The sequence below is a fragment of the Ekhidna lutea genome, assembly GCF_900188325.1.
Lineage (GTDB): Bacteria > Bacteroidota > Bacteroidia > Cytophagales > Cyclobacteriaceae > Ekhidna > Ekhidna lutea.
Window position 1 is genome coordinate 618573 of the sequence record NZ_FZPD01000002.1, and the last position, 24694, is coordinate 643266.

A 24694-nucleotide genomic window follows, 5' to 3' on the forward strand; every position below is an offset into this window, starting at 1 on the left:
CACGCAATGTTAACCTGAATAATTTGAGGTAAGCTTTATTCCCCAGACAAAAACTAATCCAACAAGCGAGGGGATCACCGTATTGATGACCCAGATGAGAAAAATTGGAATGACCACCAGCTGCAGGTCATTCACCAGTGGCTCAAAAAACAAGATGCCCGAAGCTTCCCGTATCCCAACTCCACCGAAAAACAGCGGCAGTGCGGTACGTATAAGGAAAATCCAACCTATCCCGGCGATGATTGAATCGACTGGAAGAAACGGAAGGAATGCTGTGAGGAGTAAGTAAAACTGAAACACGAAAGTCAGATAACGCAAGAGGGAAATGCCAATGATTCGAATCAAAAGCTGTCTGGGCAATTCCTTAAAGTAGGTTAGAAATCGATTTTCAGACTTTTTGAACAACCACCTTATCAGTGGAATTCCAAACAGGATGATTAATATAAACCAGCCGTTCATCTCGTACTCCAAGGCAAGCTGACTAACTCCATACAGTCCCAAAACCAGCGTAAAAAAAAGCATAATACCCCTATTCAGGATAGCAGCCGAAGTGGTCTGATACTTATCTCGTTGTTGAGAAATACGAGCGATAAGGTCACCAGAAGTGAGTGGGAGCACCCAGTTTAATGCCAGGCCACTCAGAATCACATTCCAAGCTTTTCTGATTGAAATGGGATCGAAACTTTGCAAAGACACCTTCCAGCGCAAAGCTTCCAGATACCAGTTCAAGATCATTAGGAAAAAGACAAAACCGAGGGTAAGTCCAAATGATTTCGGCCATTTGATTTCATTTAGGTTTATTGATTGATCCTGGAACTTGGTTGTGATGAAATAAAGACACGTAACTAATAAAGCAATCTTCAAGAATGCTATTAGCCAGGGTTTACTTAAATGAGATTGTCTGTACTCTTCGATTTGCTCCTTTGATTTTTTGTAACAAGAGACTTCAAGTTTACTTTCACTTTTTTTCTTGCCGCGGTGGCGAACCACTGAAAAAAGTGACAAACTCAAAGCTCGTACAAAATTAAATGTGCTGCCAAATTTTCTTACCCGCCCTCCTTTTCGCAGCGTTTTTCCTAAGTTCATTCAAAGACACTAATTTGCATCTGTGGCGATTAAAGAGCGAATCATTTTAGGAATAGACCCGGGCACGAATGTAATGGGATATGGATTGATCCATTGCAAAGGTGAAAAAATGAGCGTTATCCAGTTTGGGGTAATCCATCTCAGCAAGTATAAAAACCATGAGATAAAACTCAAGAAAATTTTTGATCGGGTGACGGAGCTCCTGAAAGAATACCTACCCGATGAAGTCGCGCTGGAAGCTCCTTTCTTTGGAAAGAATGTGCAGTCCATGCTTAAGCTTGGACGAGCGCAGGGTGTCGCAATGGCCGCCGCACTGAACAGAGATATGCCCATTCATGAATATGCCCCTAAAAAGGTGAAGCAATCCGTAACCGGCAATGGCAATGCCAGCAAGGAGCAGGTGGCCAATATGATCCAGATGCTGTTGAAATTTGAAGATGCGCCCAAACTTATGGATGCCACGGATGCACTTGCGGTAGCGATTTGTCATCATTATACTTCCAAGTCGCCGCTCGGAGGCGGTGGTAAGAAAAGCTGGAAAGCGTTTATTTCTGATAATCCTGGGAGGGTGAAGTGAGCTGGTGTAAAAGGTGAGCAACATCCCCCTGCCATTACACAACTCCAACGCACCCCCTTCAAAGGGGGATTTAGCGGTTTCGGGACGGTTCAGTCGCCTCGAGTATAATTTCATTTATCTCCGCAAAGCGAATGGGCACTTAATACGTATACAGTAACTACTCTTTCTTTGATAGCATAAACCAACCGATGTTTTCTGTTAATCCGCCTGGAGTATAAACCAGCCAATTCGTGCTTTAACATTTCAGGCTGCCCAGTTCCTGTTTTTGGATGTTCCATTAGCTCGTTAAGTAATCGTTGTATCTTCTTTAAAATTGATTGATCTCCAGCCTTTTTGTGTTTTTCTATGTCTTCCAATGCCTGATCTGAGAATTCTAACGTATAGCTCATAGACCGAGTAACTCATTGATCTCTTGAGAAGAAGAAACCTTCTTAGTCTTACCTGCTTCAACCTGTCTCAGGCTGTCCTTTATCCGTTCTACCATTTCAGCATTGAAGTAAAGATCTTCCTCTCCTACAGGAGTAAGGGCATATGCTCTATCTTTTCCCCGTTGAACAATAATCTGCTCTCCTTTATCTGCTTTTTCAAAATACATCTTTTGATTTTGTCTAAACTCTCTGCTACTTATTACTAACATGATTTTAATTTGTGTACCACAATGGTACAAATATACGAAATAAAAAAGTGATATGTTCCAAATTTGTAACAGATTCATGCTAGCTCGCGGATCATATGCCGTTTAGTTAAGACTTTCTTACCCTCAGTCCCTAAAGGGATGACTTACAGGTTTGAGTCATTCCCCTTTAGGGGTCAGGGGTTTAATCAAATTGCTGAAAATTTTTCTTAACTCAACGGCATTGAATTATAACAAGCAGCATCAGTCGTCCTACGACTTGGAGTCGTGGGACGACTTTTGATCAATTACCCTTTGATAGGTATTGACTTTAGCTGCCAAAAAGCTCAATTTAAATTTTTCAATAATCCGGATGTATCACTCCTCAACCAAATGGGTGTGAGAGATATTTTGTAAATTAGTCTAACACCCAGTCACCAACAGCCATGAAAATACTTGCTAGTTATTTCATTCTATTTCTACCTTTTTTCATAACCGCTCAGACAGAGGACCCCAATGCTAAAGCGAAGGCAATGGGACTAACTGAGACCGACATAGCTGATCTTTGTAATGCTGCAGTCGGCGATTTACCTAATTACTATGATTGGGAAGTCCCTCCTGTTTTTGAAATCATCTATGATGTAGAAGGTAAGCCATACCCTGACTTTCCTACGAAAAAAGAAGCCCACGATTGGCTGGACAAGATCTGGGAAGAAAAGTACTCGTGCGTCTATTGTGAGATTACGGATTCTATAACGGGGACTTTGGATATGATGGGGCTTTATCATGAAACCGGAAATTGGGAAAAATGGGTCTACATCCTATATGATCCTGAGGGGCCATTCAAGGCAAAAGGCATCAACAAAATTCGCGTCATTAATGACTACCTGGAGGTGAAAGGCACCTTGTTGGACTATTTATACTACGTCACAGAGGAGCGACCTACTCGTGAGGTTGAGAAAAATCCTTCCTTTGAAGATTCACTCAATGGGATGAAAGCCCGAATCATCAAGTATGGGGGTAAAAGGATGAAAGACATGACACCCGAAGAAATTGAAGAAAATAGCCAGTGATATGAAATACCTAATTATTCTACTTCTCCCAATTTCCCTCATAGCTCAGGATATAGATCCAAATGCTAAGGTGAAAGAGATGGGATTGAGTGAAAATCAAATTAGTACGCTTTGCCAAGCTGCTATCGGAAAAATTCCAAAAAGGACAGATTGGGGGATTTACACCATAATGGAATATATGTATGGATATGAAGGCAAACCCTATCCAGACTTCCCTTCCAAAAAAGAAGCTCATGAGTGGCTAGCGGAGATTTGGGATGAAAAATACGCCTGTGTCTATTGTAAAATCACCTCAAGCATCACCGGATCATTAGATATGATGGCGCTCTACCATGAAAAACAAAATTGGGTATATGCGCTATATGATCCTGAAGGAGTTTTTAAAGCACCTATCAATAAAATTCGCATCATCAACGACTACCTGGAAATAAAAGGTACCCTGCTGGACTACCTCTACTATGTTACCGAAGAAAAGCCTACCAGGGAGGTGGAGGGGAATCCAGCTTTTAAAAACTCATTGGATGGTATGAAGGCCCGCCTAATCGAGCACGGAGCAAAAAGGATGAAAGACATGACTCCTAAAGAAATTGAAGAAAACAGTCAGTGATATGAAATACCTAATTATTTTCCTTCTCCCCTGCACCCTTTTCGGTCAGACAAAAGACCCCAACGCTAAGGTGAAAGAGATGGGGCTTACTGATCAAGACATCAATGACCTTTGTGAAACAACAAGTGGTAAATTACCTAACTTTTATGATTGGGGCATTCCCGCAGTTTTTGAGGTAATTTTTGACATTGAAGGAACACCCTATCCAGACTTCCCTTCCAAAAAAGAAGCCCATGAGTGGCTCGCGAAGATTTGGGAGGAAAAATACGCGTGTGTCTATTGTAAAATCACCTCAAGCATCACCGGATCATTAGATATGATGGCGCTCTACCATGAAGAACAAAATTGGGTATATACGCTATATGATCCTGAAGGAGTTTTTAAAGCACCTATCAATAAAATTCGCATCATCAACGACTACCTGGAAGTAAAAGGTACCCTGCTGGACTACCTCTACTATGTTACCGAAGAAAAGCCTACCAGGGAGGTGGAGGGGAATCCAGCTTTTAAAAACTCATTGGATGGTATGAAGGCGCGCCTAATCGAGCACGGAGCAAAAAGGATGAAAGACATGACTCCTAAAGAAATTGAAGAAAACAGTCAGTGATGCGGGAGTTTGTTGCCAACTTCCTCTACCCCAGCCTACTTTACGCATTACCCATGTACGTGCTGCTCAGTATTTTTCTTGCTCACAAAGCCAATAAAAATGTACATCGAAAATCAGAAAACCTCCAAGAAACGCGATTTTCCTATGGCTGGTCTCGAGAAGCTTATGCCCTCCACTTTGGTGTTTCCGCACTACTCCTGTGGTTGGCCATCATGTTTTATGCCTATGACCTGGGATGGTTTGTAGATGTGCTATGCCTAATCGGCCTGTTATTGGGATTGGCTCTTTTCTTTGGATTTTTCCAGGTCGAAAAAATTTACATTGATGAGACAGCCGTGTATTTCGTTCCGGCGTTTGGAAGCACGGCACATTTTGCCTTCACGGACATACGAAAGGTAGTGATCGAAAAAGATCAGCGCACTTATCGGGATGTGAGCCAGGATACGTACGAGGTGAAGCTATTTACTGACGAGCAGCAGAAAGACCTATCAGAAAACACCCATATATGCTGGATTTAATCGTACACCTGGAAGAAAAAATAGGCAAAGAAAAATTTGAACTGATCGATAAAACGTCCGGCGAAAAATGAAGCGTTGGTTCATCATTGCTACGCTAGCCTGCATCGGCACTATACAGGCACAATACCTGGGACAGACCATTGCTGACTTTGAAGCCAAATTTCAAGTTGACATTCTGGTTGATTCCATCGATGTGATCCATCAAGGTATTTCTCCTTTAGAGCAAAGAAATAAGCATGGAAATGTTACGGTTATTATTCCAGGTGATGCATTCCACCCTCAGCCAAGAGATACAGTACTTTATCAGTATTTGATTTTTTTAGATAATGAATTATCAAAGTATCCGGATGGCTATTTGGTTAAAAACGGAGTTGAGGCCATTGCCCTGGGTGAAAAGCTCTATGTGGGTGAAACCAAACGTAGTGCCATTCCCCATTACAGATCCAAAACACTACTGTATGAAGCCTCCTACCCGATCTTATACGATGAGACATACATGGCCAATGTGATTCATCATGAGCTGCATCATTTTGCCGAGTACTCCCTTCAAAAGGCGGACAAATACTACAAGAAATGGAATAAAATCAATCCCAAAAAATTCAACTATGGATATGGTGGGGTCATGCAGTTTGATAAACGTTACAAGAACATTGATTTCACTTCACATAATCATCCTCGGGAAGGGTTCATTGGCAATTATGCGATGACCGGAGCAGAAGAAGATCGGGCCATGATCGTTGCATTAATAATGAACGAGCGGGAACGGGGTGACCTGCTCAAATGGCTACCAATAGATGAACGGCTAAGAAAGAAAGTAGAACTAGCCATTGAGATATTGAATGAATTGAGTGGAACTACTGAAAATTACTGGACGGAGGTGATGGTTGGGCATTAATAGGTTGTTCCCAAGACCTGAATATGCTCAGTTACGGAAGGATGAAATAACCTTAAGTCTTATTTACAAACACTAGTTGTCTAACCTCGGTCTTTTTTACATCGGAAACAAAACCCTGAAAGTCAGCATATTTAGATGGATCATGAAGACCAGCATTAATCACAAGCTTTCTAACCATGATTACCTTTTCCCCATCTTTAATGACACTAAAATCAAGCGAACCATACTCGCCTTTCATATTCATGTCTCTGTAGTTTGATTCAAGATGATAGCCAACCGGCACTTCAAAAATCAGAGAATCTAAATAAGTTTTACCATATCCTATTTCAAACGGATACTGTTTGGTGCTTCTATCAACTATCAAATCATCCGAGTTTAGAAATCCACGCAAAGGTACAAATAGTCTTTTCCCGGCTTTTTTCACTGCGTTATTCAGTTGAAAGGTCGCACTAAGCTTTCCTTCAGGAACAATTTCATTTGTTGGCGGCTCAAATTTTATGTCCTCCAGGTTCATTGAACTCCAATCACTCCTATCTACAAACCAATCTATCTGATCCTGATCATCAGCCACCGAAAAGTCATCAAACCTATTTTCCTCGATCATTAGTCCGGTGTAAACCCTATTCAACTCAATTGCTACAATCCCATCGGGATTTAACTTAATTTGATATTTTGATACCTTTTTACTTTCCGCCGGAGCATACTTTTTTGTTCTTATTATTTCACTACCCTGCTCCTTAATAAGTAAAGCGTTTCTATCGCTCGTAAAACTCCCCATATATCCAAAAGGGTTCGTTTGAGAGGTGCACTCCAGCCAAACTGTATCGTTCGCCATGGGTACTGTAAGTATCGCATGATTGAATTTCGACATGGGAAAATCTTTCTTGGTATCAGAAGCATTCTTTCCAGCATTTATCAACGTGTAATAGGAATCTACTCCTACTCGTTCAAGCAGTGATTTGGTATAAAAAGATAATGCTTTACAATCCCCATATCCGTTCGTATGAACAAAGTTGGAACTGAATGGCTGCCAACCACCAATGCCAAGCTGAATACTTACATACCTTGTACGCTCCTGTAAATAATCATACACTATTTTGACTTTTTCATGTTCACTTGCATCGCCAGGGATTAGAGACTGTATCTCATTTAATACTGCACTATCCAGATCATCCTTTCCGGCATTCAACCGGCTAATCCAATCTCCAAAGGAGGTCCAGCTGTCCATATTCCCCTCGATAAAGTCCATTTGAAATTGATTTGGAGCGGTATAAACAACCGGACCATAGTATTCATCATCATAGGTATAATACTCCGTTTTATAGGGTTTGAGGTTGGTGACCTGCCAATGAACTTTTTTTCCTTCTTCAACTACTTCCGGATCAACATTAAAAGACTTGAAGCGAAATGAGTTTGGAAGCTCACTTTCGACGGTAAAGGCTGCCGAGATAACAGCTACATCTTCATCCTGCGGTTGCCATTTTGGATAAAACATGGATCCCGAATAGGTGACTTCATAATCAACCTCTATTTCATAGGGAAGGTCGTTTTCAATAATATTCCGATACAATAGCCTGCTATCGGAAGCCATACTGTATCCCTTAAGACTCACATCATTGAAATCCTTCAATTTCAGCTTTTCCCGTACGCTTCCATTTAAAGATCTGACCGTAACATTGACAAACTCTACATTTTTAAATTGATCCTGATGCAGGTAAAGATCTTTGCCTTGATTTAAAGGATCTTTTAAAATAATAACCTTGTATTTTCTTACAAGCTTAGACTCATTAATATCCTTTACAGAAAACAGGGTACTGTCAAATACGATAACCTCATTAGCGTTTTGAATCAGGGAGTCTTCCAAGGCTGAAAGATCATACTGGCCAAGGCTAGAGAAAAATATGCCTGCAAAAACGAATGAAATCAGGATCCGACTCATCTCTTACTAGATCTTTTGTAAAACCACCGGTTCTGAGTTCTTATCAGCCATTAGTTGATAAAACTGTTTTAAAACCGGATATTCTTCCGCTGAAAAGATTGTTTGTTTCAATAGGAATTGGCTCAGGATTGTTACCCTGTTACCATTTTTTTGGACTGTATAAACAAATCTACCTCCACCATTCGGCAATGCAATAGCTGTTGCTTCCGGTATTTCAATTGTATATCCTTCAGGTATCTCCAAATTGACGATAACTTTTCTTGATGAACCGTATGGAAAATCTACGTTGGAAAACCTAGTGTCTCTTTTAAACGGATTTTCTTTTATTACACCATACTGAAAAGGATCCAGGTAAATAAAATCCTCACCAAGTTCATTGCTCGATTCAATTTGTAACCTTAATCCTTCTTCGTCTTCGACATCAACTGTGACATTTTCGCTGGTGAAGTTATTAGCCAATTTTTCACTGTATTCTTCCTTATCTTTTAAATAGGCACCTCTTTGCCTGTAAAGTGCATAATCGTCAAACTTAACTAGCGTTTTTCTGTTTAAGGTTCCTTCTGAAACAGAAATATCTGATTGAACAACATAAGATTCCCTGGTATTTGTTTTTAAGTCAATCCACTGGCTTCCAACCTCCTTAACTAACCATCCTTTCCCATTTAAACAACGAGAGGGTAAAACACCAAAAGGCAAGCTAGAGGCAGCATCTGCATAGATCAGGTAGTCATCTTTAACAATGCAGGCAATCACGTAATTAAAATCTTCATAGTTAGGATAAACCGGGTGGGGTATCCCATTACCCCTTGTACTTAAGATCACAGGATGAGCTTCGAAACCAGCTTCTCTAAGTACGGAGACCAACGTTAAATTAATATCCGCTACGGTACCTTCCCCACTCTGAATTAGTTTTCGTTTAGCGTTATCGCTTGTGAAGCCATAAACATTATTGAATGTAATATCATCTCTTAGCCAGTTATACAGCTTCACCATCTTAGTCTCGTCATCTTCTCCACCAAGAGCTTCAATTTGTTCTTTAGCAAATCCTCCGCGTTTAATTATACCCCCGAATGAAGATCTACTAATGAGTGTTTTTGAAAAATCATCATATGTTTGTGCAACCGACTCATAATGTTGTCCTGGAAAATCTGTAGCAATCAATTGAGATTCTATTCGTGATGGCAGATTGGACTTATTATTCATCATGGGTTCATCTTGAAGGGCCAGAATTTTTGATGCTTCCATTTTACTTACAAAGCTGTTCGAATTCATGGTTGCCTGCTTCTTGGTAGGAGCTGCACCTTGAGCCATATGGGTGTACATGTAAGTAATAGTTTCATCTCTCCGGCTTTGTTCAGTTTCCACAGAGATAACATTTCCGACCATATTATGACTGTAAATAAAAAATTCAGGAACAGTCATTCGATATTTTACATAGTTGACAGGAATTTCTTCCTGAAAGTGCCATTCATACAAATTTGAAATGTAGTCGGAAGTGAGCGTATACTTATATTCAATGACAGACCCTTCATTTACATTAGGCATAGCAAAGGATGTTTCTGAACGATAGTCACTTAGTCTCGTCTCAAACTCCATGTCGTTGCTCAACTTCGTTTTGTCAATTTTTCCACCAACAAGGTTATAGGTAACTCCTTTTACAGCTGCTATCTCTTCACGGTTATTACCGGAAACAGGATCATAAACCTTAATCGATATGTCGCCATAAGATTTCCCGTCAGCATTAAAGATTTTTACTCGCTTTGTGACCTCTATTGAGTATCGCCATCCCTTTTCATCGCTATAACTGAAGGTAAGCTCTCCTGTTTTTGATAGGACCATTGCATCTGCGGTGGAGTCAAAGGGGCATTGCGTCATTTGAAGCTCTTCCTTCGATACCTTTCCCCATCGGGAATTAATATCTTGAGCTATTGAAACATGAAATAAAAAGAATAGGGTGAATAGGCTAATTAGGTTCTTCATAGTACTAGGTTTAGGTGGCTAAAATAAAAGGATCAGCTAAATTGTGCTACTTAATGGCGGTATATACCAAAAATTACCAGATTTTGGGTATATCGTAAAATTGAAAAATCCACCTTCAGGTGGGTTCAATTCTAATAACTACTCTTTCTCCATACCCTTCACACGCCCCTTTGCAATCTCAACAGTCATCTGATCAATGACAGCTCTAAGGGTCTCTTCGCAAGGGTCAGCTTCGTATTTAGCAACTACTTTATCAAATTCTCCCGGATCGGTTAGAAGTGAACGAACCTCATCTATTTTTTTGATCATTGCTGCATCCATGGTGGGTAAATTAATGTGAGGTAATTAAAACAAAAAAACCCACCTTCCGGTGGGTCAATATCTTATTCCTAAAAATAGCTTTAATTACTTAATCGCCTTGCTGATCTTCTTAGCAGTTTCTGCCATTTCTTCTTTGCTCGGTGAAAGCTTCATGTTGGCAAAGTTCATGTCGTCCATGGTTTGCATGGGGATCAAATGAACGTGCGCATGCGGCACTTCCAGCCCCATCACTGTCACACCTATTCGCTCACAATCTATCACCTCTTCAATTCCGGCAGCCACTTTCTTTGCAAACAGGTGAAGTCCGGCCAGGGTATCATCATCCAAATCAAAAATATAGTCTACCTCTTTCTTTGGGATCACCAGGGTGTGACCTTCCACCAATGGATTGATGTCAAGAAATGCAAGATAGTTATCATCCTCTGCTACGATGTGTGCAGGAATTTCTCTTTCAATGATTTTTGTAAAAATACTGGCCATTAGACTGTGATGTCCAGGATTTCGAATTCCATATCGCCGGCAGGCACCTTAATTACTGCCTTTTCACCTTTTTTCTTTCCAAGTAGTCCTTTTCCGATTGGGGACTGAACGGAAATCTTACCGTTTTTCAGATCAGCTTCTTCTTCAGCAACCAACTGATACTTGACCTCCATTTTGGTTTTCTTATTCTTGATCTTAACAGTAGAAAGGATGGACACTTTAGATGTATCTATGGTAGACTCATCAATTACACGCGCATCACCAACCACCGTTTCTAACTTTGAAATCTTCAATTCCAAAAGTCCCTGTGCTTCTTTAGCTGCATCATATTCAGCGTTTTCACTCAAGTCTCCTTTATCACGAGCTTCCGCAATTTGCTTTGCCATATCCGCTCTTCCCTTGGTCTTAAGCTCGTTCAATTCTGCTTTGAGCTTATCAAGTCCTTCCTTTGTGTAGTAATTAACTGCCATAATTGTTCTTACCCCTTTAAACAAAAAATAACGGCCTCATAGTGAAGCCGTTTCCTTGTGTTTTCTTATTTCAGTCGCAAATATACATCAATGATAAAGTGATGTCAAATAGCTAAATCAATTTGGATACCACTCGATAGTGGAAAAACTTAAAATAATTATATTGAAATCTCCTAATTATTCTATCTACCCTATTAAGGTCAATTTTATCCAAAATAGCATATCGTTAATTAACCACAGTTCATCACTCAGTTTGGGTATTTCTGTCGTAAGAAAAAATAACCTCCATTGATACAACGTAATATTGTTCTACCACTAATTAATACTGCCATGAATATTTCTTATTTAGGAGACCAATTTTATAATCATTCCAACGCATTTAAAACTTATAAACAAGAAAATCATCCTATTATTTCCAATTCAAAATCGAACGATGAGAAATTCTCGAATGGTTTAGATTTCAAAGTCATCAAGGACCTTGATGGAAATACATTTGATACAAACAAAAATCTTGGAATTTGTAGGATTAACTGGAATGGGGTCGTTGACATTGAAAAGGCTCAGCAACTCGTAGGTCTTGGAGGAGATTATGTAGAGTACAATAAATACAGCAAAGTAATTCTAAATCAGTCAGGTCTACTTGAGTTTGATTCAGAAGCAACAATCTGGATTAAGAGTTTTATTAAGTCTCGAGCTAAGAAACTATCCGATTCAGTTGACAAATTGGCTCTGATCAATGCGAAATCCATAAAGGGAATCATATTCAGTAACCTTATTGAGGGAGTGATTCGATTGGTTATGCCAAAACTTAAAATAAAAAAATTTAACAATGTAGAGGACGCCATTAGCTGGCTGATTTGAATCAATCTTCCTTGATTTTTTCAACAATTACCTCACTGATTCGCTGGTAGGATTCATACGTCCACCCGCCTACGTGAGGAGTAAGAAGCACATTAGGCATAGATAAAAGTTTATCTAACTGAGCCTTCTCTTCATCAGAATAGGTGTCAAGCTTCTCATTCTCGAGAACATCTAATCCAGCGCCATATATTGAACCAGCCTCTAGCATTTTGATTAGCGCTTTTGTATCCAGAATTTCACCTCGTGCTGTATTCAGCAAAACTTTCAGGTTTTTGAACCTGCGCAAATAAGCCTCATCAAAAAGCTTTCTGGTTTCATCATATAATGGAACATGGATACTCAATATTTCTGTTCGTTCCATTAGCTCATCCAGCTCTACATTTTTGATAAATCCTCCCGGAAACTCACCTTTGAACTTATCATACCCAAGTATCTCACAATCAAAACTTCGTAGCTTGCTGGCAAAAGACATACCCATATTACCAACCCCGTAAATGCCAACTACTTTGCCTTTTAGCTCAATCCCTCGATTGCCTTCCCTATTCCAGATTCCACTTCTGATTTCTTCATGTGCCGATGGTATGCTGTGAAGCAGCGCCAATAACATCCCAAGCGTATGTTCAGCCAAAGCATCTCTATTGCCTTCAGGTGCATTAATTGCCTTGATCCCCTTTTCTTTCAGATATTCCTCATCTACTTTATCCATACCGGCACCTGCCCGAGCCACGATTTTCAGGTTAGTTCCTGCATCAATCAACTCCCTGTCTACTGCCGTTTTACTTCGAATCACCAATCCTTCGAATTGAGAAATGATCTCGAGTATGCCTGCCCGATCAATCACCGGCAGATAAACAGGATCAAACCCCGCTTCTTTTAGAAGTGGAAGTATACACTCATGCATGTCATCAACGATGAGAATGCGTTTGGTTGAACTCATAAATTATATAATACATGTGCTATCGAGAAATAGACAGCCAAACCAAGCAAATCGTTCGTAGTGGTAATAAATGGACCGGAAGCCAGCGCCGGATTAACACCAATTCGGTTGAGCACTAAAGGGGTAATTGTGCCCATAAAGGAAGCGAGAAGTACAACAGCGAAGAGTGCTATAGCAACCGTAGCTGCCAAAGGCTGCTCCCTCATAAACAAAATGACGGCTCCAAATACCATCAATGAAAGTATGGCTCCATTCACTATAGCCACAAAGAATACTTTTAATAAACGCTTCCACATGCTGTCCGCAAAGACATTGGGATTGGCTAAACTCTGCACAACTATTGAGGAAGACTGGATACCCACATTTCCGCCTGAAGCAGTAATAAGTGGTATGAAAAAAGCTAATGCCGGCACTATGATAATTTCGTCCCTAAAGAACCCAAGAAACTGAGCACCTACCAATCCACCAACCATACCAATGATTAGCCAGGGCAGGCGAGCTCGAGAAATTTTCCATACCGTATCATCTTCCTCCACGTCTGAACTTACCCCTGTCATCAGTTGCCTTTCCTCTTCTGCATTTTCACGAATCACATCGATGACATCATCAATGGTAATACGTCCGACTAACCTCCCTCTGGCATTCACTACGGGTAAAGCTTCCAAATCATACTTCTGCATGATAGCGGCCACCTCTTCTTCACTGGTAGATGTTTCCACCGAGATGATTTGATCATCATAGATATCCGCAACTTTTGACCCGGCCTTACCCAGGATCAAATTCTTGATTCCTACTTTACCCAGCAGGTTTTCACGATCGTCTACTACATATACCGAGTAGATTTTCTGCACATTTTCGGCTTGCAGCCGAATCTCCTCAATACACTGTGAAATGCTCCAATTTAGGTTTGCTTTGATGAGCTCTTTCGCCATCAGACCACCCGCCACATCCTCATCATATTCGAGAAGCTCCATCAGGTTGGAGGCCTTCTCTTCATCTTCAATCTGGCGTATCACCTCATTACGATCAGCCACTCCCATTTCATAGAGAATGTCTGTTCCGTCATCTGAGTCCATTAATTCAACAAAAGCGGCAAGGTCCGTAGCTGAAAACTCTTTTATGAATTCCTCCCGAACATCCTCTTCCAAATCTTCAAGGATTTGGGCGCCTGTTTCGGGGGTGAGCAGATCAAACACATATTTGCATTCTTCCGCATCAAACTCATCTAGTAAAGCAGAAATATCCGCAGGATTTACACCGTCGAGGCTTGACTTAATAAATGCACTATCCTTCTCATCGAGCGCTTGCTGAAAGCGATCTTTGAATTCAACGGATAACTCAAAAGTCATTGCTGCCTCCATATCAGGAAATTTTTTCAGTAAGCGAGATAAATTCTTGAACAGACAACTGTTCCGCTCTTTGATTCATCACATCGAGAGCAGCGACAGAGTCAGGCAAATTTAGGTCTTTTAGTGCGTTGCGCAAGGTCTTTCTTCGCTTGCCAAAACCTGCCTTAACCACCCGTTTAAAAAGCTTTTCGTCGCAGGAAAGTTTGTCTACTTTATTTCGCTTCAGCCGTATAACCGCCGACTGAACTTTAGGCGGTGGATTGAAAACACCGGGAGGTACTTTGAACAAATATTCAATATCAAAAAATGCCTGCAACAGCACGCTTAGAATTCCATACGTTTTTGAGCCTTCCTTCTCACAAATCCGATCTGCTACTTCCTTCTGGATCATACAGACCACTTCATCCACTTTTTCCCTATCGTCCCAAATCTTAAAGAAGAGCTGTGAGGAAATATTGTAAGGGAAGTTTCCTATTACATTGAATCGATCAAAGGGCACATCATATTTCAGGTAATCCTGAAAAAGAAACTGATTGGCCTGCAGTGGATAATTAGTTCTGAGGTAATCAATGGATTCGGTATCCACATCGAGTGCATAAAATTGGTGCTTCTTGTTCTCAATCAGGTACTTGGTGAGCACACCTGTTCCCGGGCCTATCTCCAACACCGGAAGGTTGGTTTCATTTTTCAATGCATCCACAATCTTCAAAGCGATGTTTTCATCCTTTAAAAAATGTTGACCTAAATGTTTCTTTGGTTTTACGCTTGCCAATTTATTTGCTGTTTATATTATTGTCCTGAATCAATGCCGTTTAGTTAACTAAAGTTTGCATCAATTTGATAAGAACCCCTTACCCCTAAAGGGGAAATGATTTTAAAATCTTTAAGTCATCCCTTTAGGGATTGAGGGTAAGAAAATCTTAACTAAACGACATTGATCGAAGTTTTCTAAATAACTTCCGATTTGATAAAAGTACTGCTTCAAAATGAGTGAATCATCACGCAAAAAAAATAAACCTGTCATAGGAATCACCATTGGGGACATTAATGGTATTGGCCCTGAGGTCATCATCAAATCGCTGGAAGACAATCGCATTCTAAAACAGTTCACACCGGTTATCTACGGATCAGGAAAAGTAATTTCCTACTATCGCAAAGGCCTGGATAAAGAAAACTTTAACTACCAGCAAATTTCGAGCATCGATAAGGTAGTACACAAAAAGGTCAATGTATTAAATGTCTGGGATGAAACTGTTGAGATCAATCCCGGGCAAGCCAATGAGATCGGCGGGAAGTACGCAGTATTGTCACTACAAAAAGCAGTTGCAGATCTGAAGGAAGGACAAATAGATGCGATAGCTACTGCCCCATTGAGTAAAGAGCTTGTGCAGTCAGATGATTTTAAATTCCCAGGGCACACGGAATATCTCACACAAGAAGCGGGGGAAGCAGAAAGCTTGATGTTTCTGGTTCACGATACGCTACGTGTCGGTGTTGTTACAGGACATATCCCTCTCAATCAGGTGAGTGAGAAAGTGACGAAAGAAAAGATTGTGATCAAACTGCAAAAGATGATCAAATCATTGCAGAAGGATTTTGGTATAAAAAAACCCAAAGTAGCGGTATTGGGACTAAATCCACACGCAGGTGAGAATAGCTTGCTTGGTGATGAGGAAGAGAAAGTGATTATTCCTGCCATCAATGAAGTGAAGAGTGGACATCATATTGTCATGGGTCCATTTCCTGCAGACGGTTTTTTTGGTATGAAAACCTATAAGCAATACGATGGTGTGCTCGCAATGTATCATGATCAGGGGCTCATTCCTTTCAAGACACTGGCGTTTGAGGAAGGTATCAATTATACGGCCGGATTGCCGTTTGTTCGCACTTCTCCAGATCATGGAACAGCCTTTGCAATTGCAGGTAAAAATGAGGCAGATGAGACCTCTTTTCGCAACGCGCTTTACCTCGCCAATGACATTATTCGCCAGCGAAATGAAAATCAGTATGAAAGTGCGGATGAAAAGTAACTCATAAACCTTTTGTAGTACTTGGATTCTATCTAAATTTGCGGGTCTTTACCGGGAAGTGGACGGACATGAAGGATTTGAAAGCGTTTAAAATTGAGATTTTCGGACTGAGTAACAGCACTCACGACTTCAATTTCACCTTTGACGATGAATTTTTCTCACATTTCGAAAATAGCCTGGTAAGCAAGGGCAAAGGCACTTGTGACGTGGTTTTGACAAAAACGGATTCAATGATCACTCTCAATTTAACCATTGAGGGAGCTATTGAACTGGAATGTGACAGAAGTCTCGAGCTTTTTGACTTTCCTATTTCAGTAAATAAGGAAGTCATTTACAAATACGGAGATGAGGAGAAGGAATTGAGTGAGGATGTATTTGTAATTTTAAAAGGTGAGCAGGAAATCAATATTTCAACGTTTTTGTACGAATCAATTAGCCTGGAAGTACCGATGAAGAAACTTCATCCAAAATTCCAGAATGAACCTGACAGTGACGAAATGATTTACGTTTCGGAAACAGAGGTGGAGTCACAAGAAGAAAGTACTGATCCCAGATGGGAAGCCCTAAAGAAATTGAAATAAGAAAAATTTAGATAGAGAAAGAAGATGGCGCATCCAAAACGAAAAATTTCGAAAACCAGAAGAGACAAGAGAAGAACGCATTACAAAGCAACTCCAAAGAGCTTTGTGATCTGCCCGACTACAGGAGAGGCACACCTTCCACACAGAGCTTTCTGGCATGAAGGCAAACTTTACTATAAAGGTAAAGTGGTGATGGAAAAAGAAGTTTTAGCCTAAGCTAAGTCCAGATGCCTAAAATTCAAGCAGCCATTACTGGCGTACATGGTTACGTTCCTGAGGACGTGTTGACCAACAAGGATCTTGAAAAGATAGTGGACACCAATGATGAGTGGATCACTTCCCGAACAGGCATCAAAAAGAGGCATATACTTAAAGGTGAAGATCAGGGTACCTCGGTAATGGCTGTAAAAGCAGCTGAAGGTCTCCTGAAAAAAACCAATACCAAAGCAGAAGATATTGATCTGGTGATTTGTGCGACTACAACACCAGATCTTGTTTTTCCTGCCACTGCCAATATTATTTCCAATAAGATCGGTGCGGTAAATGCATTTGGATACGACATCCAGGCTGCTTGTTCCGGATTCCTTTATTCATTAGCTACCGGCTCTCAGTTTATAGAGACTGGGAAGTACAAGAAGGTAATGGTGATTGGTGCTGATAAAATGTCTTCCATTGTAGACTATCAGGACAGAGCTACTTGTATCATCTTCGGAGATGGCGCTGGTGCTGTTTTACTGGAGCCTACTGAAGAAGATTATGGAATAAAGGATTCTGTCCTTAAATCTGACGGTTCAGGTGAGCCATTTCTTCACATGAAAGCCGGAGGTAGCAGACGTCCCGCTTCAGAAGAAACTGTAAAGAACCGAGAACACTTTGCTTATCAGGAGGGCTCTACTGTATTCAAGTTTGCCGTAAAGAATATGGCCGACGTAGCTGCTCAGGTGATGGAAAGAAATAACCTGACCGCTGATGACGTTGCATACCTGGTGCCTCACCAGGCAAACAAGCGCATCATTGATGCGACGGCCAACCGAATGGGTGTGAGTGATGAGAAGGTAATGCTCAACATCTCAGAATATGGAAACACAACGAGCGGCACCATTCCTCTTTGTTTGTGGGATTACGAAAGCAAACTAAAAAAGGGTGACAACCTAATCCTTGCTGCATTTGGTGGCGGGTTTACGTGGGGGGCCATTTGGATAAAATGGGCCTACGATCCAAAATAATTGACTAACATAGCTTAATACATCATGGCAACTACTTCAGATATCAAAAACGGATTGGTGATAGAATTTAATCACGATCTGTTCAGTGTGGTAGAGTTTCAACACGTGAAACCAGGTAAAGGTCCTGCATTTGTAAGAACAAAATTGAAAAGTATCACTACAGGTAAGGTGATTGACAATACGTTCTCTGCAGGTCATAAAATCACTACGGCGCGTGTAGAAAGAAGACCATACCAGTTTCTGTACAAGGATGACATGGGGTATCACTGCATGGACACCAACACGTACGAGCAGGTAGCTGTGCAGGAAAACTTAATCAACGCACCTAAATTTTTGAAGGATGGACAAGAGGTAGAAATCCTCTTCCATGCCGAAGAAGAAAAGATTCTGGGATGCGAACTACCGCAGCATGTGATCATGACTGTTACGCAAGCAGACCCTGGCGTGAAGGGCAATACAGCAACCAACGCTACGAAAAATGCAGTACTTGAGACTGGTGCCACCATTCAGGTGCCGATGTTTATTGATCAGGATGAAGTGATCAAAATCAATACTGTTGACGGGAGTTATGTAGAGCGCGTGAAGTAATTTGCGCTCAGCAAAAAGAAATTTTATACCTTAGTTCTTAAGATTTTATTAATCAACAATTAACCTATGAAGGCCAAAGAAATACAAGAATTAATAAACTTCCTTTCTGAATCAGGCTTGGAAGAAGTGAATATCGAAACAGATGATTTCAAGGTAAGCATCAAGCGAAGTGCTGAGCAGCATATAATCGCATCAGCTCCTCAGGCGGCTCCTGCACCAGCACCGGCTGCAGCGCCAGCACCCGCTCCTCAAGCAGCTCCTGCCCCAGCAGCGGATGGAGGTAGTGCGCCGGCTTCTGATAGTAACCTTGTAGAAATCAAGTCTCCAATGATTGGTACTTTCTACCGATCTGCAAACCCTGAGTCACCTGCATTTGTAGAAGTAGGAAGCTCTGTTAGCGCCGGTGATACCGTTTGTATTATCGAGGCGATGAAGTTATTCAATGAAATTGAATCGGAAGTGTCCGGTAAAATCGTAAAAGTATTGGTTGACAATGCGCAACCAGTAGAGTACGATCAGCCACTTTTCCTTGTTGAACCTTCATAAACAACCACCCTATGTTTAACAAGATATTGATTGCCAATAGAGGCGAGATTGCATTACGTATTATCCGTACATGTAAGGAAATGGGCATCAAGACTGTGGCTGTTTACTCCAAAGCAGATGCTGATAGCTTACATGTAAGATTCGCTGATGAAGCTGTGTGCATCGGCCCACCTCCGGGAAAGGACTCTTACCTCAAGATTCCTAACATCATAGCAGCTGCAGAAGTAACCAATGCAGACGCAATCCACCCGGGATATGGGTTCTTATCTGAGAACGCAGAATTTTCACGAGTGTGTGCTGAAAACAACATCAAGTTCATCGGGGCAAGTGAGGAGATGATCAGTAAAATGGGTGATAAAGCAACAGCTAAAGCCACCATGATTGCTGCTGGTGTTCCCGTTGTACCTGGATCTGAAGGGTTACTTGAATCCGCTGAGCAAGGCATGAGTCTCGCGAAAGAGATTGGCTACCCGGTGATGATCAAAGCGACCGCCGGTGGTGGTGGCAAAGGGATGCGACTGATCAAGGAAGAGAAGGAATTCAAAAAAGCATGGGATAGTGCACGTCAGGAAGCTGCGGCATCTTTCGGAAATGATGGGATGTACATGGAGAAATTCGTGGAAGAACCTCGTCACGTTGAAATTCAGATCGTTGGAGACAGCAATGGAAAAGCCTGTCACCTTTCTGAACGAGATTGCTCGATCCAGCGAAGACACCAAAAGCTGATTGAAGAAACGCCTTCCCCTATCGTATCTCAAGAATTGAGAGAGAAAATGGGAGCTGCTGCGATTAAAGGTGCAGAAGCTATTAAGTATGAAGGAGCAGGTACTGTAGAATTCCTGGTAGATAAGCATGGCGATTTCTTCTTCATGGAGATGAATACGCGTATTCAGGTAGAGCACCCGATCACTGAGGAAGTAACGGACTATGACCTGATTAAAGAGCAAATCAAAGTGGCTGCTGGTGAGCCTATCTCAGGAAGAAATTACTACCCTCAATTGCATTCAATTGAAGTGAGGATTAATGCCGAAGATCCGGCAAATGGTTTCCGACCAAGCCCTGGTAAAATCACGAACCTTCACTTCCCGGGAGGACATGGAGTTCGAATCGACAGTCATGTATATGCTGGCTACACCATCCCTCCTTACTACGACTCAATGATCGGTAAGTTAATCGTGAGTGCACAAACCAGAGAGGAAGCTATTATTAAGATGAAGCGGGCTTTGGAGGAAACGGTGATTGAAGGCATCAAAACGACCATTCCATTCCACCTAAAAATGATGGATGACAAAGCGTTTAGGTCCGGGAACTTCACCACGAAGTATCTAGATACCTGGGACTTTAGTGTGTTGAAATAGCCTAGAAAGCTTTGATAATATTGAAACCCCTTGCCAGGAATGGTGAGGGGTTTTTGTTTAACAGAGGATTGGATTCATTATATTTAATGGAATATTACCTGTTTCACCTTCAAGTAATGAACGACTATTTCAACCTCACCCAATCATTATTGGGAAAGTGTTTCTTACACTCACAGCTTGTAGTATTAATCTTTTTAGTGGGATTTGTTTCATCCTGCCAAAATGAGCATGCAGAAAAACCATTTCTATTTGGGAAAGGGTATGGCATCAATAGCGCTACACTAATAGTTGATGATCTCGATTCAGCTAAAAGCTACTTCTCAACTACATTAGGCTTTGATGTAGATGACGTTGAGAAAGGAGAGTTCATGGGAACAATAGTAGCTTCAGCTGGACTGGCTGACATGTCTTTTATCGAACTCCTTTCGCTGAATGATTCTGTGGACGGTCTAAAACCTTCATTTATTACATCATTTCTGAAATCCAACACAGGTGTGAGAGTGTTCTCATTGTCAAGTTCTTCTACCGATTCAACATCAATGTGGCTTACTTCAAAAGGTTTCGAATTGGATTCTATCCAATCACATAGAAGCTCTGAAGAAGCACCTGAAGGCTGGTCGTGGGATGATGGTGAACCTGAAAGCTATAGCCTCGATTTTGATTCAAATAACCCACCAGCACACCTTCCCAGGTTTGTTGAGTACTCAGACTTTAACTATAAGCAATCACAAGAGCAATGGAGAACTTATTACGGTTATGGCAGACGATATAACGAGCATCCAAATGGAGTTGTGGGTACATCCGCGATAAGAATTGCAGTTGAAAATGTGCAAGCAGCCAGAAAGGAATTTCAGCAAATGGGATTCACTGAGTTGGAAGCAAATGACACTATTGCTCGCTATCAACTCATTCGAAATCAGGAAATACATATCATAGGAGTCCTCTCAACAGATCCTTCAGTTTCAAAATTTCTTAGCGATCGGGGGCCCGGAGTAATGGCTATGCAATTGGAAGTTGCCAACATTGATTCAACACACACTTATCTCAAAGAACGTCTGCCTGAGGTAGCATTGACGATGGAAACATCAAAATTGATAATATCGCAAGAGCATGCTTATGGCGTACAGTTGGAGTTTGTACAGGAACCGGATGAACAGGCATTGATGGCTAAGATGCTGAGACCAGATGATGAACTGGATAGTGCCGCGGCATCTCATGCAGCAGGTATGTACGAAAAATACTGCGCACTCTGTCATGGGGCAGATCGTGAAGGGTATGCAGCTGACAATGCTCCCTCCCTTCGTTCTCAGTCCTTATTGGCAACAAGCAAGTCCTCCAATTTCCTAAGATATACCATCCAATATGGTCGCTCAGGTACAGCAATGGCTGGATATTTGGATCGGCAAGGCGGTCCGATGGAATACATTGACATTGAGATTTTATTACAATGGCTGTATGAAACAAGTGAAGTAAATGAGCCTATTGAATTGTCCAGAGAGCCAGTCCTAGGAAATTTGGAGCTGGGAAAAACCATCTATGCCAATGACTGTGCCGTTTGTCACGGCGCGGATGGTGAAGGGGTTACAGCTCCTGCCCTGGGAAACCCCATGCTCTTAGCAACAGCTACCGATCACTTTCTTCGATATGCAATTACAGAGGGAAGGGATGGTACACCAATGATTGCATTTAATGAGACACTCAAAAGCGAGGAAATAGATGCTGTTACTGCTTTTCTCAGAAGTAGAGCGTCAGGGTGGGATGTACCTCAGGCTGACACGCTCACCATTCCACCTCCGGAAAAGTATGTATTGAATCCTGAAAGGAAATCTCCAAAATTCACACTTAAGGAAGGGAAGTATGTTCCGGCAAAACAAGTAATGGAAGCCATGGAGGACAGCCTCCGAATGGTGATCCTGGACGCACGGTCTGAGGTGGCCTGGCGCCAAACTCACATTCCTGGCGCTATTCCGGTCCCATACTATGAGGAGCCCGAAAATTTTGTAAATGACCTGCCGAATGACAGCACAATGATTTTCGTATACTGTGCTTGTCCTCATGCAGCTTCCCAACGTGTAGTAAACACCCTAAAGCGTCATGGATTTAAAAATACGGCCATCATTGACGAAGGAATCTTAGTTTGGGCCCAAATGGGTTATCCTGTGCAGCATGGGAATTGAAATTTGTGTCTGGAAGTATCTGATTTCTAAGACAAGGCTTCTTAGAAATGCTCAGCCTCGTCCTAGTTGCTTAAGGATTTCCTTTTATACCTCGAAACAATTCGTATCAAGCCAAACTTCTTGACTTACCAGATATTAATTCCGAAATAACCTTTGTGCTTTCAGATTGATCAAAAAGTATTTTAAGAAACACGGTAATAGGAATAGACATGATCAAGCCCGGGATTCCCCAAACATATCCCCAAAGCATCAGCATTATCAAGATCGTGATCACATTGATTGAGAATGATTTTCCCATAAAAATAGGCTCTAAAACACCTCCAAATAAAGTTTGAACTCCTGTTGTAGTAAGAACGAATAAAAAAAGCATGGATGCTGCTTCTATTTCTACAAAAGCAAAAACTGCAAGAAGTACTACGGTGATTACCGATCCAATCATCTGAAGGAAATTGATCATAAATGCAAACAACCCCCAAAAGATGGGAAAGCTTACACCGAAACCCCAACAGGCAATTCCTATACCTATGCCAGTGAATAAGCTTAGAAAGAATTTTACCTTAATAAACGTAATCAACTCTTTCTCTATCTTCATGAAGGTTTTGACCGATGAAAAGTGCTGCTTCAGAATCGTGCTATTCAATACCTTTTGCATATCAATGGAACCTGCCAGGAAGAGTACTACAAAGAATATCGTGACAAGTGTCATAGATACAGTATCAGTGATGAAGCTTACTGTAGGAGCAAAATTTTTGATGATCGTATCTTTTTGAATCAATGAACCTAATGTGTCTTCTCCTTGCAAAAAATCAACACCAAAGAATACTTCAACCGAATTCAATAATGTGGTGAGTTTGATCTTCGCTTTTTCAAAAAAGGCATTGTCTGTTGCTAAGATTTCACGGCTCGAAAGTTGAATCAATTCACCACTTAGCTTAAAGAAAGTTGCAATTATTAGGATTACGATCGTAATGCTCAAGATCTTGGGCACACGTTTCTTCTTAAACCATCTCATTAGAGGTAAAAAAAGCAATGCAATGAACATTGAAGAAACCAATGGAATGAAAATAAAAGAAAGCGTTTTAAGCAAATAAAACACCAGTGGCACGACAAGAATTAGTAGTAGGATGTTGGTGGTTTTTCTATCGTTCATGCGTATTGAATTGACTATAATGAAGAGTAATGCTTATTGATATGGTTTAGTTCACCATATTTCTTTCAAAAGAATCTGAGTAAAATCAACAACTCAAGCCTCGCTCACACGCTCCTCCAACTCCGCGTACCAATCCGCTCCGTACTTTCGAATCAGGGCATCTTTGAGGAATTTGTAGACAGGCACTTTAAGCTCCTTTCCGAGATCGCATGCGGGAGAACAGATTTGCCACCGATCATAATTGAGTGCTTCGAAATCAGGAAGTTTTGAAATTCTAATCGGGTATAAATGGCAGGAGATTGGTTTTTTCCAGTCGGTTTTGCCATCCTTATGTGCTTGCTCGATGCTACACTTCAGGACTTTATTTTCATCATAGAAAGCAAATGCGCATTCTTTTCCATTAATTGTGCTTGTCGAGTAATCTCCGTCCTCGTCCAGGATGTAGCCTCCCTCCTTTTCCAATACATCGATGGCTTCCTGAGTCAGGTAAGGTTTTACAAGCTCAATAACCTCTTCGATTCGGGGCAGCTCATCTTTCAAAAGTGGAGCGCCCAGGTCCCCCTCTACACAGCAGGCCCCCTTGCATTTGGTTAAATCACATACAAATGCCTCCTCTATCACATCATCAGAAACCAACGTCTTGCCTACCTCGATCATAACCTTCAATTTTTCTTCAAAATTATGGAACTAATTTGTATCGAGCACGTTATTCGCTTATACATTAT

Annotated in this window: 28 protein-coding genes; 15 read left to right on the forward strand and 13 right to left on the reverse strand. The window is 41.2% G+C overall.

The genetic code is table 11. The features are described from left to right. Positions 1 to 9 precede the first annotated feature (9 nt). Positions 10 to 1086, reverse strand: a complete 1077-nt coding sequence (locus CHB71_RS06495) for a lysylphosphatidylglycerol synthase transmembrane domain-containing protein (protein ID WP_089356084.1) — start codon at positions 1084 to 1086, stop codon at positions 10 to 12. 22 nt (positions 1087 to 1108) lie between these two features. Here CHB71_RS06495 and ruvC point away from each other — a divergent pair, with 22 nt between their 5' ends. Beyond that, entirely contained in the window at positions 1109 to 1663 is a 555-nt protein-coding gene (gene ruvC / locus CHB71_RS06500) for a crossover junction endodeoxyribonuclease RuvC (protein WP_262485922.1), read from the forward strand. 110 nt (positions 1664 to 1773) lie between these two features. On the opposite strand, the gene CHB71_RS06505 is transcribed toward ruvC, so the two are convergent. Continuing rightward, positions 1774 to 2052 carry a Txe/YoeB family addiction module toxin gene (locus tag CHB71_RS06505; protein ID WP_089356085.1) on the reverse strand — a complete coding sequence of 93 codons (279 nt, stop codon included), beginning with the start codon at positions 2050 to 2052 and terminating at the stop codon, positions 1774 to 1776. After that, on the reverse strand, positions 2049 to 2300 hold the full coding sequence (locus tag CHB71_RS06510) for a prevent-host-death protein (RefSeq protein ID WP_089356086.1): 252 nt from the start codon (positions 2298 to 2300) through the stop codon (positions 2049 to 2051). The genes CHB71_RS06505 and CHB71_RS06510 overlap by 4 nt, the downstream gene beginning before the upstream one ends. Positions 2301 to 2722: 422 nt before the next feature. On the opposite strand from CHB71_RS06510, the gene CHB71_RS06515 reads away from it, so the two are divergent. The 5 genes from CHB71_RS06515 (at position 2723) to CHB71_RS06535 (ending at position 5976) form a co-directional block, all read left to right on the forward strand. Continuing rightward, complete coding sequence (locus CHB71_RS06515; protein ID WP_089356087.1) at positions 2723 to 3349, forward strand: hypothetical protein; 627 nt, start codon at positions 2723 to 2725, stop codon at positions 3347 to 3349. 1 nt (position 3350) lies between these two features. Then, positions 3351 to 3956 (forward strand): hypothetical protein, encoded by a 606-nt coding sequence (locus CHB71_RS06520; protein WP_089356088.1) that lies wholly within the window; start codon positions 3351 to 3353, stop codon positions 3954 to 3956. 1 nt (position 3957) lies between these two features. Continuing rightward, a complete protein-coding gene (locus CHB71_RS06525) occupies positions 3958 to 4563 on the forward strand; it encodes a hypothetical protein (protein ID WP_089356089.1) in 606 nt (201 codons plus the stop codon). Beyond that, positions 4563 to 5081, forward strand: coding sequence for a hypothetical protein (locus CHB71_RS06530; RefSeq protein WP_089356090.1), 519 nt, complete (start codon positions 4563 to 4565; stop codon positions 5079 to 5081). Before CHB71_RS06525 ends, CHB71_RS06530 begins: the two co-directional genes overlap by 1 nt. Before the next feature lie 67 nt (positions 5082 to 5148). Then, complete coding sequence (locus CHB71_RS06535; protein WP_089356091.1) at positions 5149 to 5976, forward strand: putative zinc-binding metallopeptidase; 828 nt, start codon at positions 5149 to 5151, stop codon at positions 5974 to 5976. A 52-nt stretch (positions 5977 to 6028) separates the two neighbouring features. Here the strand turns inward: CHB71_RS06535 and CHB71_RS06540 are convergent, their stop codons facing one another. The 5 genes from CHB71_RS06540 to greA all read right to left on the reverse strand — a co-directional run bounded on the left by CHB71_RS06540 (position 6029) and on the right by greA (position 11166). Further along, a complete protein-coding gene (locus CHB71_RS06540) occupies positions 6029 to 7915 on the reverse strand; it encodes a DUF3857 domain-containing protein (protein ID WP_089356092.1) in 1887 nt (628 codons plus the stop codon). A 6-nt stretch (positions 7916 to 7921) separates the two neighbouring features. Beyond that, complete coding sequence (locus CHB71_RS06545; RefSeq protein WP_089356093.1) at positions 7922 to 9895, reverse strand: DUF3857 domain-containing protein; 1974 nt, start codon at positions 9893 to 9895, stop codon at positions 7922 to 7924. A 138-nt stretch (positions 9896 to 10033) separates the two neighbouring features. Next, positions 10034 to 10216, reverse strand: coding sequence for a hypothetical protein (locus tag CHB71_RS06550; RefSeq protein WP_089356094.1), 183 nt, complete (start codon positions 10214 to 10216; stop codon positions 10034 to 10036). Positions 10217 to 10300: 84 nt separating this feature from the next. Next, a complete protein-coding gene (locus CHB71_RS06555; RefSeq protein ID WP_089356095.1) occupies positions 10301 to 10696 on the reverse strand; it encodes an HIT family protein in 396 nt (131 codons plus the stop codon). Further along, positions 10696 to 11166 carry a transcription elongation factor GreA gene (gene greA, locus CHB71_RS06560; RefSeq protein ID WP_407918763.1) on the reverse strand — a complete coding sequence of 157 codons (471 nt, stop codon included), beginning with the start codon at positions 11164 to 11166 and terminating at the stop codon, positions 10696 to 10698. Before greA ends, CHB71_RS06555 begins: the two co-directional genes overlap by 1 nt. 330 nt (positions 11167 to 11496) lie before the next feature. Here greA and CHB71_RS06565 point away from each other — a divergent pair, with 330 nt between their 5' ends. After that, positions 11497 to 12027 (forward strand): hypothetical protein, encoded by a 531-nt coding sequence (locus CHB71_RS06565; RefSeq protein ID WP_089356096.1) that lies wholly within the window; start codon positions 11497 to 11499, stop codon positions 12025 to 12027. Position 12028: 1 nt separating this feature from the next. Here CHB71_RS06565 and CHB71_RS06570 read toward each other — a convergent pair whose 3' ends face one another. The 3 genes from CHB71_RS06570 to rsmA are packed head-to-tail and all read right to left on the reverse strand — an operon-like array spanning position 12029 to position 15085. Beyond that, entirely contained in the window at positions 12029 to 12964 is a 936-nt protein-coding gene (locus tag CHB71_RS06570) for an NAD(P)-dependent oxidoreductase (RefSeq protein WP_089356097.1), read from the reverse strand. After that, positions 12961 to 14325: a magnesium transporter gene (gene mgtE, locus CHB71_RS06575; RefSeq protein WP_089356098.1), complete on the reverse strand. Its 1365-nt coding sequence runs from the start codon at positions 14323 to 14325 to the stop codon at positions 12961 to 12963. Before mgtE ends, CHB71_RS06570 begins: the two co-directional genes overlap by 4 nt. Position 14326: 1 nt before the next feature. After that, positions 14327 to 15085 carry a 16S rRNA (adenine(1518)-N(6)/adenine(1519)-N(6))-dimethyltransferase RsmA gene (rsmA, locus tag CHB71_RS06580; RefSeq protein WP_089356099.1) on the reverse strand — a complete coding sequence of 253 codons (759 nt, stop codon included), beginning with the start codon at positions 15083 to 15085 and terminating at the stop codon, positions 14327 to 14329. A 214-nt stretch (positions 15086 to 15299) separates the two neighbouring features. On the opposite strand from rsmA, the gene pdxA reads away from it, so the two are divergent. The 8 genes from pdxA (at position 15300) to CHB71_RS06620 (ending at position 22819) form a co-directional block, all read left to right on the forward strand. Next, positions 15300 to 16343 (forward strand): 4-hydroxythreonine-4-phosphate dehydrogenase PdxA, encoded by a 1044-nt coding sequence (pdxA, locus tag CHB71_RS06585; protein WP_089356100.1) that lies wholly within the window; start codon positions 15300 to 15302, stop codon positions 16341 to 16343. Positions 16344 to 16411: 68 nt separating this feature from the next. Then, positions 16412 to 16924: a YceD family protein gene (locus tag CHB71_RS06590; RefSeq protein WP_089356101.1), complete on the forward strand. Its 513-nt coding sequence runs from the start codon at positions 16412 to 16414 to the stop codon at positions 16922 to 16924. 24 nt (positions 16925 to 16948) lie between these two features. Next, complete coding sequence (rpmF, locus tag CHB71_RS06595; RefSeq protein ID WP_089356102.1) at positions 16949 to 17140, forward strand: 50S ribosomal protein L32; 192 nt, start codon at positions 16949 to 16951, stop codon at positions 17138 to 17140. Positions 17141 to 17151: 11 nt separating this feature from the next. Next, positions 17152 to 18150 (forward strand): beta-ketoacyl-ACP synthase III, encoded by a 999-nt coding sequence (locus tag CHB71_RS06600; protein WP_089356103.1) that lies wholly within the window; start codon positions 17152 to 17154, stop codon positions 18148 to 18150. Positions 18151 to 18174: 24 nt separating this feature from the next. Then, positions 18175 to 18738 (forward strand): elongation factor P, encoded by a 564-nt coding sequence (gene efp, locus CHB71_RS06605; protein ID WP_089356104.1) that lies wholly within the window; start codon positions 18175 to 18177, stop codon positions 18736 to 18738. 66 nt (positions 18739 to 18804) lie between these two features. Then, a complete protein-coding gene (gene accB, locus CHB71_RS06610; protein WP_089356105.1) occupies positions 18805 to 19284 on the forward strand; it encodes an acetyl-CoA carboxylase biotin carboxyl carrier protein in 480 nt (159 codons plus the stop codon). A gap of 11 nt (positions 19285 to 19295) precedes the next feature. Next, complete coding sequence (gene accC, locus CHB71_RS06615) at positions 19296 to 20642, forward strand: acetyl-CoA carboxylase biotin carboxylase subunit (protein ID WP_089356106.1); 1347 nt, start codon at positions 19296 to 19298, stop codon at positions 20640 to 20642. A gap of 86 nt (positions 20643 to 20728) precedes the next feature. After that, a complete protein-coding gene (locus tag CHB71_RS06620) occupies positions 20729 to 22819 on the forward strand; it encodes a c-type cytochrome (protein ID WP_144017346.1) in 2091 nt (696 codons plus the stop codon). 106 nt (positions 22820 to 22925) lie between these two features. On the opposite strand, the gene CHB71_RS06625 is transcribed toward CHB71_RS06620, so the two are convergent. Both CHB71_RS06625 and CHB71_RS06630 read right to left on the reverse strand, forming a co-directional pair. After that, positions 22926 to 23969: an AI-2E family transporter gene (locus tag CHB71_RS06625; protein WP_089356108.1), complete on the reverse strand. Its 1044-nt coding sequence runs from the start codon at positions 23967 to 23969 to the stop codon at positions 22926 to 22928. A 93-nt stretch (positions 23970 to 24062) separates the two neighbouring features. Continuing rightward, the gene (locus CHB71_RS06630; protein WP_089356109.1) at positions 24063 to 24626 is read right to left on the reverse strand and encodes a DUF3109 family protein; all 564 of its coding nucleotides are present in this window, start codon (positions 24624 to 24626) and stop codon (positions 24063 to 24065) included. Between the last annotated feature and the right edge of the window lie 68 nt (positions 24627 to 24694).